The sequence below is a fragment of the Mesorhizobium sp. LCM 4576 genome, from assembly GCF_001854815.1.
Lineage (GTDB): Bacteria > Pseudomonadota > Alphaproteobacteria > Rhizobiales > Rhizobiaceae > Mesorhizobium > Mesorhizobium plurifarium.
The window spans coordinates 112,531-126,580 of record NZ_MDDT01000089.1 but is presented as its reverse complement, the minus strand read 5'-3'; the positions used below and the strand labels follow the sequence as shown (position 1 = coordinate 126,580).

Below are 14,050 nucleotides of genomic sequence, written 5' to 3'. Positions count from 1 at the left end.
TGCTGCGACGGCAAGCCTGTGCATCAGCTCGGGAAAATCATCCGGAAGCAGGCTCCGCCCTGCTTGCCGTCGAGCACCTCGACCTTGCCGCCATGCAGTTGCATCAGGTCGCGGACGAGGTTGAGGYCGAGGCCGGCGCCATGATCCTGCGGGTGCAGGCGGTAGAAGGGCTCGAATATCCGCTCGCGTTCGGATGCCGGCACGCCGTCGCCTTCGTCCTGCACCTCGATCACCGCGGGCGGGCGGACGCTGATGGTGATGCGACCGGCCTTGCCGCCATGGTCGATCGCGTTCTGGATGAGATTGGTCACGGCGCGCTCGATCGCCGTGCGGTCGCCGCGCACGACAAGCTTTTCCTTGGCCGGCTCGAACGCCATCTCGTAGCCGACGGCGAAGGCCAACGGCGCCAGGTCGACCACGACGTTTCGGGCAAGAAGGACCAGGTCGACCGGCCCGAAATGCTCGGCCTGGCGATCGAGCCGCTGCAGGTCGAGCAACTGGTCGGCGAGTGTCGACAGCCGCGCTGCGTCCTGCAGGAGCCTGGCGCGCTCGGGTGTCGCCGGCAGCGCGGCGAGCCGCGTGTTGAGGATGGCGACCGGCGTTCTGAGCTCATGCGYGGCGTCGGTCAGGAAGCGCTTGTGCCGCGCATAACCGGCATCGAGGCGCGATAGGGCGGCGTTGACCGCGTCGACCAGCGGCGTGACTTCCTTCGGCACGCCGTCCAGCGGCAGTTGCACGCCGCGCTTGTCGATCTCGATCTGCTCCGCCGCGCGCGCCGCGTTGCCGAGGCCGGAAAGCGCGCCGCGCACCACCCAGGGCGTCGCGAACAGCGTCRCCAGCGCCATCAGCCCGGCCAGCGGCAAAATCCCTTGCAGGAAGAGTTCCGGCGCCTGCCCGAGAACGCGCAGCAACGAAAGCTCGCCCTTGGTGCCGCTCATGATCTGGATATTGCCGGCCGCCGTGTCGGTCCAGCGGATCTTGCCGCCCGGCGGCGCCGCTTCGCCGATGGCAAGGTCGATGCGGGCATCGCTGATGTTGTCCAGCAATCCGACGAACGGCTGGTAGGCAACCGGCACGGTGCCTTCTTGAAGCCGGTGCCCGTCCTTGTCGCGTATGATGAACCAGAGGTCCGGGACATCCGACCGCAACTTGGTCAGATCGGAATTTTCCTTCAGCACCAGCGCCCCGTTGGCGTCGCGGACCACCGCATCCGCCAGYACGTCCATCGTGCCGTCCTCATAATCGTGCGGAATGATGCCGGTGGCGAGCATTGCGCCGATGATGCCGGCGATGATGAGCGTCAGCATCACGCATTGCAGGATGGYGATGCGCAGCACCAGGCTCCATTTCAGCGAACGCGGCCGGCGAAGGTTCATGTGGTCTCGCGCAGCAGGTAGCCGACACCGCGTATGCCGTTGATGACGACCCCGCCATCGGCTTCGCTGAGCTTGCGGCGCAGCCGCGAGACATGGGTATCGAGCGCGTTGGACTGGATCTCGTCGTCCAGCCCGAACACGGCCTCCATCAGGGCCTCGCGCTGCACCATGCGCCCCGTTCGCCGCATCAGCGCTTCCAGCACCAGCAGTTCGCGGCGCGGCAAGGCGAGGGGCTCGCCGCGGATCGAGGCCTCGCGGTGGCCGACATCGAGCGAAAGATGGCCGGCGCGGATCGTTTGCGTCTCGATCGCCGCCGGGCGCCTCAGCAATGCCCTCAGCCGGGCCAGCAACTCCTCGAAGGCGAAAGGCTTGGCCAGATAGTCGTCGGCGCCCATGTCGAGCCCGTCGACCTTGTCGGCGGTGTCGCCCCGGGCCGTCAGCATCAGCACCGGCGTCGTGTTTCTGGCGGCGCGAAGCTTCGGCACCAGCGTCAGCCCGTCGCCGTCCGGCAACTGCCGGTCGAGCAGGATCGCGTCATAGCCGTCGACGGCGACGAACCCTTCCGCTTCCAGCAGCGAGCCGGCATGGTCGACCACCATGTCGTGCCGCCTCAGCGCCGCCCGCAGCGCCGAAACCATTTCCGGCTCGTCCTCGACCAGCAGGATACGCATTCAAAGACCTCTTGCAGTCCCATCTCTTACAATTCTTGCCTGGCCGGCTACCGCGCCAAGATTGCATAAACATGGCGCCAGTTCTTGCCGCCGGTGGCGAACTTTTTCTTTCGCGAAGCCACGCCGTTCGCAATGTCCATGCAATCCGTGACCTCCAAACAGCGCCTCGTCCGTGCCGGGCAACTCGAATCGCCCGCGTAAGCAATGAGGTCAACATGCCTGCAAATGACGCTTTGTCCTTCCTGAAGGCCTGGACGCTGGCGCCCTTCCGTATGGGCTCGGTCACGCCCTCCAGTCCGAGCCTGGCGGCGCTGATGACGCGCGAGATCGGCCCCGACACGGGTCCGGTGCTGGAGCTCGGGCCGGGCACCGGTCCTTTCACCCGCGCCCTGCTGCGGCGCGGCGTGCRCGAAAACGACCTGACGCTGGTCGAGTCCGATCCGGATTTTGYCGCTCTGCTCGCGCGCCGCTTCCCTTCGGYGCGCATTGTCGAGATGGACGCGGTCGGCCTGCGCCATCTGYCGCTGTTCGATGGCCCTGTCGTCGGCGCGGTGGTCAGCGGATTGCCCTTTCGGCTGATATCGCCGCGCAAATCATCCGCGATCCTGGAAGGCGTCTTTGCCAGTCTGCGGCCAGGCGCGGCTCTCTATCAGTTCACTTATGGCCRCCGCTGCCCCTTCGACCAGGCCGCTCTCGACAGGCTCGACCTCGAGGCGGTCCGCATCGGCGGCACCTTGCGCAACTTCCCGCCGGCGACGGTCTATCGCGTCTCCAGGATCAAGGGTCTCGACACCTATGACTGGCGTTTCGCATGAGCGAACTTCACCGGCATAAACAACGGGGCTGCGCCGGCTTTCCTTCCCGCGCGCGCCGGTGTTTAGTCCGGCCATGGCCTTCACCATCCGCCAATTGCAGTTCTTCGTCGCCGTCGCCGAGCAGGGCACCGTCTCGGGCGCCGCGCAGAACCTGTCGATTTCGCAATCCTCGGTCACCGAGGCGATCAAGGAATTGGAGAGTGACCTCGGCGTCGAGCTGTTTGAACGCCATCCGCGCGGCTTGAACATCACGCACAAGGGCCACCAGTTCCTGCGCCACGCGACCAAGATCCTGGCCGATGTCTCCGATGCGCGCCGTTCCTTCTCCAGCGAGCAGGCCGCCGCCGGCGGCCGCCTGCAGCTCGGCGTCACTTCGCTGGTCGCCGGCTACGTCCTGTCCGACCTGCTTGCCCGCTACCGCCGCGCCTATCCCGGYGTCGAGGTCTCGGCGATCGAGGACAATGGCGACTATCTCGAGCACCTTCTGGTCGGCGGCAAGCTCGACATCGCCGTCATGGTGACGTCCAACCTGCGCGACCGCACGGCGCTGCAGTCGGAAATCCTGGAGGTCTCGGCCTACCGGCTGTGGATCCCGCTCAGCCACAGGCTCGCCAGCGCCGACATCATCTCGATCGGCGACATCGCGTCCGAGCCGCTGATCATGCTCACCGTCGACGAGATCGAGGAAAACACCGGCAAATTGCTGTCGGCGATCGGCGCGAGACCCCATGTCGCCTTCCGCACGCGATCGGTGGAAGCGGTGCGCAGCCTTGTCGCCACGGGCGCCGGCGTGGCGCTCTTGCCCGACCTCGTCTATCGGCCCTGGTCGCTGGAAGGCGACCGCATCGAGTCGCGTGATGTTTCCGGGTCACTGCCGGTGGTCCAGGTCGGCACGGTCTGGCGCCGCGGCTCCGGCCTGCCGCAGGCTGCGCGCGACTTCATCGGCCTCGCGCAGTCGCAGCGAATGGCGCGGCAGCGGCTGTGATCAGAGCAATTCCAGGAAAAGTGTGAAGCGGTTTTCCGTTCGGAATTGCGTCCAATATAACTATCGGAAAAATCGATATCGGCTTTCTGATAAATGAATTTGCGAAACCGGATTTTTCACCGCACCTTTCGCCCAGGGAACAAAGCCGCGCCCTGAGAGCGCTGCCCCTAGCAATGGGAGATCGACGATGAATGCATTCCTGAAGTCGTGCACGGCGCTGACTGTCGCGCTGACTTTTTCCGGTCAGGCCATGGCCCAGGTCAAGGAACTCGGCAAGGGCGAGGGGCAGGTCAACATCGTTGCCTGGCCGGGCTACATCGAGCGCGGCGAGACCGATAAGAACTATGACTGGGTGACGGCTTTCGAGAAGGAAAGCGGCTGCAAGGTCAACGTCAAGACCGCCAACACGTCGGACGAGATGGTCTCGCTGATGAACGAGGGCGGTTTCGACCTCGTCACCGCTTCGGGCGATGCATCCCTGCGCCTCGTCGCCGGCAAGCGCGTGCAGCCGATCAACACCGATCTGATCCCGAGCTGGAAAACGGTCGACGACCGCCTGAAGGACGCGCCCTGGTTCACCGTCGACAAGGTGCATTACGGCGTTCCCTATCAGTGGGGCCCGAACATCCTGATGTACAACACCGACGTCTTCAAGGAAGCGCCCAAGAGCTGGAACGTCGTCTTCGAGGAAATGAAGCTGCCCGACGGCAAGTCGAACAAGGGCCGCGTCCAGGCTTATGACGGTCCGATCCACATCGCGGATGCCGCCAATTACCTGATGTTCCACAAGCCGGAACTCGGCATCAAGGATCCTTACGAGCTGAACGAAGACCAGTACAAGGCGGCGCTCGATCTCCTGCGCACCCAGCGAACGCTGGTCGGCCGCTACTGGCATGATGCCGCGATCCAGGTCGACGATTTCCAGAACGAAGGCGTGGTCGCTTCCGGCTCCTGGCCCTATCAGGTCAACACGCTGGTCGCCGCCAAGAAGCCGGTCGCCTCGACCGTGCCGGAGGAAGGCGTCACCGGTTGGGCTGACACCACCATGATGGAAGCCGACGCCGCTCATCCGAACTGCGCCTATATGTGGCTCGAGCACTCGTTGTCGCCGAAGGTCCAGGGCGACGTCTCGGCCTGGTTCGGCTCGCTGCCCGTCGTGCCCGCCGCCWGCAAGGGCAACGAGCTTTTGACCGACGAAGGCTGCAAGACCAACGGCTACGACAATTTCGACAAGATCAAGTTCTGGAAGACCCCGGTGTCGAAATGCGCCAGCCAGAACGACCAGTGCGTGCCCTACTATCGCTGGGTGTCGGATTATATCGGCGTCATYGGCGGGCGGTGAGTTGCCTAGCCTTTAGACGTTTGGCGCTGCCCCTCACCCTTACCCTCTCCCCGTGAAGAACGGGGAGAGGGGGATCGCCGGCGTAGCCGCTAATCCCTTCTCCCCGTCCTTCATGGGGAGAAGGCGCTGGCAGGCGGATGAGGGCAGCGCATACGCTCAAATTTGAGAGCCCTGAAACTTCAGGACAGTCCATGACCTCCGCTGTTTCCTTCAAACAAGTCTCGCGCCATTTCGGCAGCGTTCGCGCCGTCGACGCGGTGGATCTGGAGATCGCGCCGGGTGAGTTCTTCGCCATGCTTGGGCCGTCCGGTTCCGGCAAGACGACCTGCCTGCGCCTGATCGCTGGCTTTGAGCAGCCGACGGCGGGCTCGATTTCCATCTTCGGCGAGCGCGCCGAAGGCGTTCCGCCCTATCGCCGCAACGTCAACACCGTCTTCCAGGACTATGCGCTGTTCCCGCATCTCAACGTGCTCGACAACGTCGCCTACGGCCTGATGGTCAAGGGTGTCGGCAAGGCCGAGCGCTTGAAGGCGGCGGACGAGGCGCTGTCGCTGGTGCGCCTGCCGGGTTATGGCGCGCGCCGTCCCGGCCAGCTCTCCGGCGGCCAGCGCCAGCGCGTCGCGCTCGCCCGCGCGCTGGTCAACCAGCCCAAGGTGTTGCTGCTCGACGAGCCGCTCGGCGCGCTCGACCTCAAGCTGCGCGAGAACATGCAGGAGGAATTGAAGTCGCTGCAGAAGGTGCTCGGCATCACCTTCGTCTTCGTCACCCACGACCAGGGCGAGGCGCTGTCGATGGCCGACCGCGTCGCCGTCTTCAACGATGGCAGGATCATGCAGGTCGGCACGCCGGAGGATATCTACCAGCGCCCGAACACGCGCTTCGTCGCTGATTTCGTCGGCTCGTCCAACGTGCTGCCGCCGGATTTCGTCCAGCGTTATTCCGGCCAACGCCGCTGGGGAAGCCTGYGGCCGGAGTCCATCCGCGTCGCCAGYGCGGCCAGCGGCGACGGCGTCGCGGCGCGCCTGGTCGGCACCAACTATCTCGGCGCCACCACAAGGCTGGCGCTCGATGCCGATGGGTTGAGACTGCATGCGGTCGTGCCGGCGGGCACGGCGCTGCCGGCGGAAGGCGAGGCGGTGATGCTCACCTTCAACCGCGATAGCCTGCATCTGATGGAYGAGCCGGCATGAGCCTCGACGCCGTCGTCTCTCGCGCGCCCACCCCCGCCATCCTGCCCGGCAGCGGCGGACTGCGCGGCGGGCTCTCCGACCTCTTCTGGCGCCGGCCGAAATTCCTGCTCACGCTGWTGCTCGCCCCGCCGCTCCTGTGGCTCGGCATCGTCTATATCGGCTCGCTCTTTGCCCTGCTGGCACAGAGCTTCTTCTCGATCGACGAGTTCTCCGGCCTCATCAACCGCGAGTTCACGCTGAAGACCTATGGCGACCTGTTCCAGGCCGCCAATCTCGACATCATCCTGCGCACGGTGACGATGGCGGCGCTCGTCACGCTCGCCTCCGCGGTCATCGCCTTCCCCATCGCCTATTACGCGGCGCGCTATGCGCGCGGCCGCTGGAAGGCGCTGTTCTATCTCGGCGTCATGCTGCCGCTCTGGTCGAGCTACCTTGTCAAGATCTACGCCTGGAAGCTGATCCTMGCCAAGGAAGGCATCCTCACCTGGCTGCTCGCCAAGCTGAACCTGCTCTGGCTGCTCGATGCGTGGCTGTCGCTGCCGATCGTCGGCGGCAACTCGCTGTCGGTCTCCTTCACCGGCACCTTCATCGTCTTCGTCTATGTCTGGCTGCCCTTCATGATCCTGYCGGTTCAGGCCGCACTTGAGCGCGTGCCCGGCAATCTGGTCGAGGCCTCATCCGATCTCGGCGCCTCGCCGGGACAGACCTTCCGCAACGTGCTGTTCCCGCTGGCGCTGCCGGGCATCGTCGCCGGTTCGATCTTCACCTTCTCGCTGACRCTCGGCGACTACATCATCCCGCAGATCATCGGCACCTCGCGCCTCTTCATCGGCCAGGCCGTCTATTCGCAGCAGGGCACCGCCRGCAACATTCCCTTGGCCGCCGCCTTCACCGTGGTGCCCATCGTCATCATGGGCTTCTACCTCTGGGGCGCCAAGCGCATGGGGGCTTTCGATGCGCTCTGACCGTGGTCAACGTGCTCCGCTCGGCCTGAAGATCGCCGCCGCCTGCGGCCTGCTCTTCCTGCACCTGCCGATCCTCCTGATCTTCGTCTACGCCTTCACGACGGAGGAGAAGAGTTTTGTCTGGCCGCCGCCGGGGCTCACCACGCAGTGGTTCGCCGTCACCTGGAACCGGCCGGACGTGTGGGATGCGCTGTCGCTGTCGGTGCGCGTCGCCGCCATCTCGACGGCGATCGCGCTGGTGCTCGGCACGCTTTGCGCAGCAGCCGTCTCGCAAACGCGCTTCTTCGGCCGTGAGGCCATCTCGCTGCTGGTCATCCTGCCGATCGCGCTGCCCGGCATCATCACAGGCATCGCGCTGCGCTCGGCCTTCGCGCTGGCCGACATCCCCTTCTCGTTCTGGACGATCGTGCTCGGCCACGCCACCTTCTGCGTGGTCGTCGTCTACAACAACGCCGTCGCCCGTTTCCGCCGCACCTCCGGCTCGATGATCGAGGCCTCGATGGACCTCGGCGCCGACGGTTTCCAAACCTTCCGGCATGTCGTGCTGCCCAACATCGCCACCGCATTGCTTGCCGGCGGCATGCTGGCCTTCGCGCTCTCCTTCGACGAAGTGATCGTCACCACCTTCACYGCCGGCCAGCAGCAGACCGTGCCGATCTGGATGCTTGAGGAACTGATCCGCCCGCGCCAGCGCCCGGTCACCAATGTCGTGGCCATGGTCGTCGTGCTGGTGACGCTGCTGCCCATCCTCTTTGCCTATTACCTGACCCGCGACGGCGACCAGATCGCGGGGAGTGGAAAATGAAAACAGCGGATAGGGAGTAGCGAATAGCGAATAGGGAAGATCGGCGGTCAACCCTATTCGCTATTCACTATTCGCTACTCGCTCCTGTTCAGGGAGAACGTTTATGGACACCCAGATGCTGATCGGCTCGACCTTCGAGAAGGGCACCGAAACCGAGGAGCCGATCCTCAATCCGAAGACCGGCGCGACGATCCTCAACCTGCCGGAAGCGAGCCCGGCGCAGATCGAGGCGGCGGTTCTGGCCGCCGAGAAGGCCTTCGCCAGTTGGTCGCGCACCACGCCGGCGCAGCGTTCGGGCTATCTCCTGAAGATCGCTGACCGCATCGAGGCGGAGGCAAAGGAATTCGCCGCGCTCGAGGCGCTGAATTGCGGCAAGCCGATCAACGCCGTGCTCAATGACGAGATCCCGGCGATCGTCGACTGCTACCGCTTCTTCGCCGGCGCGGTCCGGTCGATGCCCGGACAGGTGGCCGGCGAATATATTGCTGGCCACACCTCGATGGTGCGGCGTGATCCGGTCGGTATCGTCGCTTCCATCGCGCCCTGGAACTATCCGCTGATGATGATGGCCTGGAAACTGGCGCCGGCGATCGGCGGCGGCAACACGGTCGTCTTCAAGCCGTCGGAACAGACGCCGCTGACCACGCTGAAGTTGGCGAAGATCCTTGCCGAGGTGCTTCCAGAAGGCGTCGTCAATGTCGTGCTCGGCCGCGGCGACAGCGTCGGCAACACGCTGATCAACCACCCCAAGGTCAACATGATCTCGATCACCGGCGACGTCGCCACCGGCAAGAAGGTGCTGCAGGCGGCCGCCAAGTCGGTCAAGCGCACGCATCTGGAGCTCGGCGGCAAGGCGCCGGTGATCGTCTTCGACGACGCCGACCTTGGCGCGGTGGTGAGTGGCCTGCGTGCCTTCGGCTATTACAATGCCGGCCAGGACTGTACCGCCGCCTGCCGCATCTATGCCGGCAAGAAGATCTACGACAAGCTCGTCGCCGATCTCTCTTCCGCCGTCTCCACCATCAAATACAACCAGCCGGACGACACCGAGAACGAGATCGGCCCGCTGATCTCGCGCCGCCAGCGCGACCGCGTGTCGAGCTTCGTCGAGCGCGCCTCGGAGCTGAAGCACATCGAGATCACCACCGGCGGCAAGCCGGGCGAGGGCTCCGGCTTCTACTATCAGCCGACGGTCGTCGCCGGCGCGCTGCAGGAGGACGAGATCGTGCGCCGCGAAGTCTTCGGCCCGGTCGTCTCGGTTACCCGTTTCTCGGATGTCGACGAAGCGGTGACCTGGGCGAACGACAGCGACTACGGCCTCGCCTCGTCGGTGTGGACCAAGGATGTCTCGCGCGCCATGGCGACCGCCGCCCGCCTGCAATATGGCTGCACCTGGATCAACACCCACTTCATGCTGACCAACGAGATGCCGCATGGCGGCCTCAAGCAATCCGGCTACGGCAAGGACATGTCGCTCTACGCGCTGGAAGACTACACCGCCGTCCGCCACGTGATGGTGGCGCACGGGTAAACCGGGCTCCCCCTTCTCCCCCTAGGGGGAGAAGGTGGATCGGCGCGTAGCGCCGAGACGGATGAGGGGTGTTCCAGCTTGGCACCGGCTTACCCCTCCACCCGGATTGCCAGCCGAATTGCGAAGAGCAATTCGGGGCAATCCGACCTCTCCACAAGGGGAGAGGTAGAGGTGCTACTCGATGATCCGGAAGATCTGCCAGAGGCTGGTGCCCGACACCACATAAGGCTCAAGCTCCTTGCCCCATTTGGCGTGCGCTTCGATCTTGGCGATCTTGGCGAAGAACTCTTCCAGTTGGGCGAGGCTCTTGACCTGGTGGTGGGATTCGATCGTCGCTTCCCGCGCACCGATAGAGCCGGTCATGATCTGGAATCCCAGATCGGCGATGCCGACTTGCGAACCGATCTCGCGTTCCCATTTTCGCATCAGCTCGAGTGCCGTCTGCTTGTGCCCGAACTTCGCGTCTATCTGCCATCTGGCGCTGAACATCTTCCTTCTCCTCCAAATTTGCGGCCGAGGCCGCTGTTGATCTGCCCGCTACTCGTCCCAGGCCTGCACGACGGTCTGCCGCGCGATGCGGCCACCCTTCAGCTCCAGCATCGCCGCGCAGAACACCTTCGTGCCGTCCGGGTAGGCGCAGGCCTGGGTGAAGGCGAGGCTGTCGCCCTCGGCGATCGTGGTGTCGACCTTGTGGGTCATGGCCCGGCTGCAGATGTCGTCCCAGAAAGTGCTGATCGCCGCGCGGCCGCGGATCTCGCGCGGCTTGCTCGGCGGATTGTTGCGGTCGATCACCCGCACCAGCGCGTCGTCGGTGTAGAAGCTCGACAAGAGCTTGCCGTCCCGGCCTTCGATCGCCTTCTTGATCGCCGCGCCGTCTACGTTTCCTGTCTTGGTCAGCATGTCATCCTCCATATGCCCGTCTTCGATCGGGCGGTTGACGTGGGAGCTGCCCGGCATTCGCCGGGCAGGATTTCGTTCACTGCGACTTGGCTTTGACTGCCGCGAACAGGTCGTCGGTCTGCTTCTTGAAGGTGGCGAGATCGACCTGGCTGCCGTTGAGCATCGTCGACCAGTGGCGCACGATCGCCGCCATCGCCACGGCCTCCTTGATCTCCTCGTCGCTGGCGCCGTTGGCCTTGGCCGCCAGCGTGTGGAAATAGATGCAGTACTGGCAGGGGATCTGCGAGGCGACCGCCAGACCCATCAGCTCCTTGGTCTTGCCGTTGAGCGCGGTGTTGGGGTTGAGCTGGACGCCCTTGATCTCGGCCCAGGCGCCGGCAACGGCGACGTCGGGAAGCGTCTTGAACATGTCGGGCACCGAGCCGAGCGTGGCCTGGATGTCCTTGTAGGCGGCAGTGGCCGACGCGTCTTCGGCATGCGCCGAACTTACGGCCAGCAATGCGCCCGCGGCAAATGCCAGCAATCCGATCTTGCGACTGAGTTTCAGCATTTCATCCTCCATTCGCAGTGCCGTCACGGCGACATCGCCCGGCCTGCATGGGAAGAATTCGTACTGCTTGYGGCGCTCCGGGCGCTTCCCCCGAAAGCGCCATGGCTTTCATGGCCCGTCCGGGCCAGCATGCCTCGCCGAAAAAGCCGCCGCCGCCGCCCGCGACGGCAGGTCGAGCTTGAGCAGGATGTTGGCGACGTGCCGCTTGACCGTATGCTCGCTGAGGCTGAGCTCGGCGGCGATCGCGGCATTGCTCTTGCCGTCGGCGATCAGGTTCACCACCTCGCTTTCCCGCGCCGTCAGCGCCATCGGCTCGGCCGGCCTTCCCTTGGGCCGGCAGGCCGGCTCCAGATGCTGCTCCGACGTCGCCAGAACCACCGGCACAGGCTCATCCAGCTCATCGAGGCTGACGCGGCCAGCATCGACGAAATGCAGGCCGGAGCCCACCGCGAGATCGGCGACCAGCCGCGAAGCCAGGATGTCGCCGCGCCGCGCATGGGCGGCGAGCTGCATGGTCACCCGCGCGGTCAGCCCGACCGGCTGGCCGCGCGTTTCGATCTCGCCGACATGCGCGCCTTGCGCGCTCGCCACGCCGATCTGCTGCGCCGCCTCGCGCAGCGCCGCGGCGCAGCGTATGGCGCGCGCCGGTCCGTCGAAGCGCGACACCATCAATTCACCATGCGTGCCGGCCGCGCGTCCGCCGTGGCGCCCGACCAAAAGCCGCCAGGTTTCCTGGAAGCGCTGGCTGCGCTCGCTCCACATGCGGTCGCCGAGCTTGGCCGTGTCATAGATCCGCGTCACCAGCAGCGCCGCCAGCACGCGCTCGGTGTCGGCTACCGCAGGTTCCCCGGTGAGACATTCCTCGATCAGGTCGGCCACGCGATCGACATCGCCGGTCCAGATCGGATGRTCGCGCCCCGCTATCTCGACCAGCCGGGCATGCGGGATCTTCTTTGCAAGGAAGCGGCTGGCGTCGGGGTCGACCCGCGCGTCGTTGCGGCGATGGATGAGCAGCGTCGGCGCGCTGATCATCGCCAGGATATCGCGCACGTCGACATCGGCGTTCATGCGGGCAAGCGCTGCCGCGGCCGTCGGGCTGGCCGACAATCGCTCGAACCGGGCCCACCATTGGGCGAAATGAGCGTCGTCGACCCGGCCCGGCGCGAAATTGGGCAAGGTCGCGCCAGTGCCCCACGATGTCTCCGCCATCTCGATGAAGGCTTCCAGACGCTCCGGCGGCATCACCCATCTGTGGAAATGCGCATAGCCGCCATAAAGCACGAGCGCCCGCGTCCGCTCCGGATAGGTGGCGGCGAACAGCATCGCCATCGGCGCGCCTTCCGAGGCGCCGAGGATCGCCGCCCGGCCGCTGCCGGCGGCGTCCATCACCGCGCGCACGTCGTCCATGCGGGTCTCCAGACTGGGCAGGAGGCGGCTGTCGACGCGGTCGGAAAGCCCGGTGCCGCGCTTGTCGAACAGGATCAGCCGCGAGAAGGCGGAAAGCCGTTTCAACAGGCGGCTGTAGCCTTCGTCTTCCCAATGCAGATCGAGATTGGAGATGAAGCCCGGCACGAAGACCAGGTCGAACGCACCCTGGCCGACCACCTGATAGGCGATCCGCACCTCTCCGCTGCGCGCGTATCTGGTCTCGATCGGCCTCACGCAAACTACCCGCCCGGCCAGACGATTTCCTGTCGCCGACCATAGCAGAAATGGTCCGTCTAAGGCAGAAGAACTTTAGAAAGCGGGAATATAAGACGTTCGGCGAACGGGAGTTTGTCCGGCCTATTTCCGGGGCGTGGCGCCTGCGGCCTCGGCAGGTCTGACGTAACCCAGGTCCGCATCGGCCTGCTGCGGCGTCTGCGGCCGCTTGATCTTGGGCGAGGCGGCAAGCACCAGCTCGTCGAAATCCTCCGCGTCGCCGTCGAGCAGCTCGAAGAACTGACGCCGCATCCTGGGCTCCCAGAACTTGTTGATGTGCTCGGCAACGCCGGCGATGCCTTCCTCGCGCGGCTTCGAGTGGAAAAAGGTGGCGATCTGGTTGGCCATACGCACCAGCTTTTCCTTGGTGCTGGCGATGTGGTCTTCGTCATGCGACATGCTTGGCAACTCCGGAAACCACCCGTTCGGGGTGGGTGAAAATATCGAAATCGTCCCCGCGCACCAGTGCCACCAGCGTCATGCCGGCGGCCTCTGCCGTGCGGATGGCGAGCGCGGTCGGCGCCGAGACCGCCATGAYGATCGAAGCACCAATGGCCGCTGTCTTCTGCACCATCTCGACCGAGACGCGCGAGGTCACCACGACGGCGCCGCTGGCGCCATCGATGCCGGCCTTGGYCAGCGCGCCGGCAAGCTTGTCGAGCGCATTGTGGCGGCCGACATCCTCACGCGCCATCACGATGCCTTTGCCTGGGACGTAGAAGCCGGCGGCGTGCACCGCGCCGGTCTCGATGTGCAGCGGCTGCTGCTTCGACAGGAGCTTGACCGAACGGATGACGTCTTCGGCCTCAAGCGTAAGTTTCGACGCGCCGACCACGTCGACCGAGCGCATCGCCTCCTCGATGGATTCGATGCCGCACAAGCCGCAGCCGACGGGCCCGGCCAGTCGCCGCCGCCGCGCCTGGAAGCGCGTGTTGGCCTGGTCCTTCAGCCGGATCTGGATATCGATGCCGGCTCCGAGCTCCTCGACCTCGATCGCCTCGATCTCCGCCGGGTCGGCGATGATGCCTTCGGTCAGCGAGAAGCCGAGCGCGAAATCCTCGAAATCCGCCGGRCTTGCCATCATCACCGCATGRGTGGTGCCGGCAAAGGAGAACGCCACCGGCGTCTCTTCCGGCACCATGCGGGCCGCGGCAACGGTGCCGCCGGCGCGATGCGCCAGCCGCGATATTTGCGTCGTCGCTTTGCGGCGCGCGGCCAA

General features: G+C 65.3%; 15 protein-coding genes. 7 read left to right on the top strand and 8 right to left on the bottom strand.

What is annotated here, in order from left to right; all coding sequences use genetic code 11:
* Positions 1-23: 23 nt before the first annotated feature.
* Together LCM4576_RS32295 and LCM4576_RS32290 are read right to left on the bottom strand one after the other, a co-directional pair.
* Positions 24-1,376, bottom strand: coding sequence for a HAMP domain-containing sensor histidine kinase (locus LCM4576_RS32295; RefSeq protein ID WP_071036367.1), 1,353 nt, complete (start codon positions 1,374-1,376; stop codon positions 24-26).
* Positions 1,373-2,047 (bottom strand): response regulator transcription factor, encoded by a 675-nt coding sequence (locus LCM4576_RS32290; protein WP_041008202.1) that lies wholly within the window; start codon positions 2,045-2,047, stop codon positions 1,373-1,375. Before LCM4576_RS32290 ends, LCM4576_RS32295 begins: the two co-directional genes overlap by 4 nt.
* 215 nt (positions 2,048-2,262) lie before the next feature.
* Between LCM4576_RS32290 and LCM4576_RS32285 the strand changes: the two genes are divergently transcribed.
* The 7 genes from LCM4576_RS32285 to LCM4576_RS32255 all read left to right on the top strand — a co-directional run bounded on the left by LCM4576_RS32285 (position 2,263) and on the right by LCM4576_RS32255 (position 9,680).
* Positions 2,263-2,862 carry a class I SAM-dependent methyltransferase gene (locus LCM4576_RS32285; protein WP_071036366.1) on the top strand — a complete coding sequence of 200 codons (600 nt, stop codon included), beginning with the start codon at positions 2,263-2,265 and terminating at the stop codon, positions 2,860-2,862.
* Positions 2,863-2,935: 73 nt separating this feature from the next.
* Complete coding sequence (locus tag LCM4576_RS32280) at positions 2,936-3,847, top strand: LysR substrate-binding domain-containing protein (protein WP_071036365.1); 912 nt, start codon at positions 2,936-2,938, stop codon at positions 3,845-3,847.
* Between the two features lie 187 nt (positions 3,848-4,034).
* A complete protein-coding gene (locus LCM4576_RS32275) occupies positions 4,035-5,189 on the top strand; it encodes an ABC transporter substrate-binding protein (protein ID WP_071036364.1) in 1,155 nt (384 codons plus the stop codon).
* A 191-nt stretch (positions 5,190-5,380) separates the two neighbouring features.
* A complete protein-coding gene (locus tag LCM4576_RS32270; protein WP_071036363.1) occupies positions 5,381-6,379 on the top strand; it encodes an ABC transporter ATP-binding protein in 999 nt (332 codons plus the stop codon).
* Positions 6,376-7,344, top strand: a complete 969-nt coding sequence (locus tag LCM4576_RS32265; RefSeq protein ID WP_071036362.1) for an ABC transporter permease — start codon at positions 6,376-6,378, stop codon at positions 7,342-7,344. Before LCM4576_RS32270 ends, LCM4576_RS32265 begins: the two co-directional genes overlap by 4 nt.
* Positions 7,334-8,149 carry an ABC transporter permease gene (locus LCM4576_RS32260; protein ID WP_040986084.1) on the top strand — a complete coding sequence of 272 codons (816 nt, stop codon included), beginning with the start codon at positions 7,334-7,336 and terminating at the stop codon, positions 8,147-8,149. The genes LCM4576_RS32265 and LCM4576_RS32260 overlap by 11 nt, the downstream gene beginning before the upstream one ends.
* 103 nt (positions 8,150-8,252) lie before the next feature.
* Positions 8,253-9,680, top strand: a complete 1,428-nt coding sequence (locus LCM4576_RS32255) for a gamma-aminobutyraldehyde dehydrogenase (protein ID WP_041001431.1) — start codon at positions 8,253-8,255, stop codon at positions 9,678-9,680.
* Positions 9,681-9,854: 174 nt separating this feature from the next.
* Here the strand turns inward: LCM4576_RS32255 and LCM4576_RS32250 are convergent, their stop codons facing one another.
* From LCM4576_RS32250 to fdhD, 6 genes are all read right to left on the bottom strand, one after another.
* Positions 9,855-10,169 carry a hypothetical protein gene (locus LCM4576_RS32250; RefSeq protein ID WP_071036361.1) on the bottom strand — a complete coding sequence of 105 codons (315 nt, stop codon included), beginning with the start codon at positions 10,167-10,169 and terminating at the stop codon, positions 9,855-9,857.
* A 48-nt stretch (positions 10,170-10,217) separates the two neighbouring features.
* A complete protein-coding gene (locus LCM4576_RS32245) occupies positions 10,218-10,580 on the bottom strand; it encodes a nuclear transport factor 2 family protein (protein ID WP_040986271.1) in 363 nt (120 codons plus the stop codon).
* A gap of 76 nt (positions 10,581-10,656) precedes the next feature.
* Positions 10,657-11,130 carry a carboxymuconolactone decarboxylase family protein gene (locus LCM4576_RS32240; RefSeq protein ID WP_071036754.1) on the bottom strand — a complete coding sequence of 158 codons (474 nt, stop codon included), beginning with the start codon at positions 11,128-11,130 and terminating at the stop codon, positions 10,657-10,659.
* A 108-nt stretch (positions 11,131-11,238) separates the two neighbouring features.
* Complete coding sequence (locus LCM4576_RS32235; protein ID WP_071036360.1) at positions 11,239-12,792, bottom strand: alpha/beta fold hydrolase; 1,554 nt, start codon at positions 12,790-12,792, stop codon at positions 11,239-11,241.
* 123 nt (positions 12,793-12,915) lie between these two features.
* Positions 12,916-13,230, bottom strand: a complete 315-nt coding sequence (locus LCM4576_RS32230; RefSeq protein WP_040986080.1) for a formate dehydrogenase subunit delta — start codon at positions 13,228-13,230, stop codon at positions 12,916-12,918.
* Positions 13,220-14,050 carry a formate dehydrogenase accessory sulfurtransferase FdhD gene (fdhD, locus tag LCM4576_RS32225; RefSeq protein ID WP_071036359.1) on the bottom strand — a complete coding sequence of 277 codons (831 nt, stop codon included), beginning with the start codon at positions 14,048-14,050 and terminating at the stop codon, positions 13,220-13,222. Before fdhD ends, LCM4576_RS32230 begins: the two co-directional genes overlap by 11 nt.

What these genes read in the sequence shown, in the direction of transcription:
- LCM4576_RS32290 (WP_041008202.1), bottom strand. Translation starts at nt 2,047, where the DNA reads ATGCGTATCCTGCTGGTCGAGGACGAGCCGGAAATGGTTTCGGCGCTG.
- LCM4576_RS32250 (WP_071036361.1), bottom strand. Translation starts at nt 10,169, where the DNA reads ATGTTCAGCGCCAGATGGCAGATAGACGCGAAGTTCGGGCACAAGCAG.
- LCM4576_RS32230 (WP_040986080.1), bottom strand. Translation starts at nt 13,230, where the DNA reads ATGTCGCATGACGAAGACCACATCGCCAGCACCAAGGAAAAGCTGGTG.
- LCM4576_RS32255 (WP_041001431.1), top strand. Translation starts at nt 8,253, where the DNA reads ATGGACACCCAGATGCTGATCGGCTCGACCTTCGAGAAGGGCACCGAA.
- LCM4576_RS32240 (WP_071036754.1), bottom strand. Translation starts at nt 11,130, where the DNA reads ATGCTGAAACTCAGTCGCAAGATCGGATTGCTGGCATTTGCCGCGGGC.
- LCM4576_RS32245 (WP_040986271.1), bottom strand. Translation starts at nt 10,580, where the DNA reads ATGCTGACCAAGACAGGAAACGTAGACGGCGCGGCGATCAAGAAGGCG.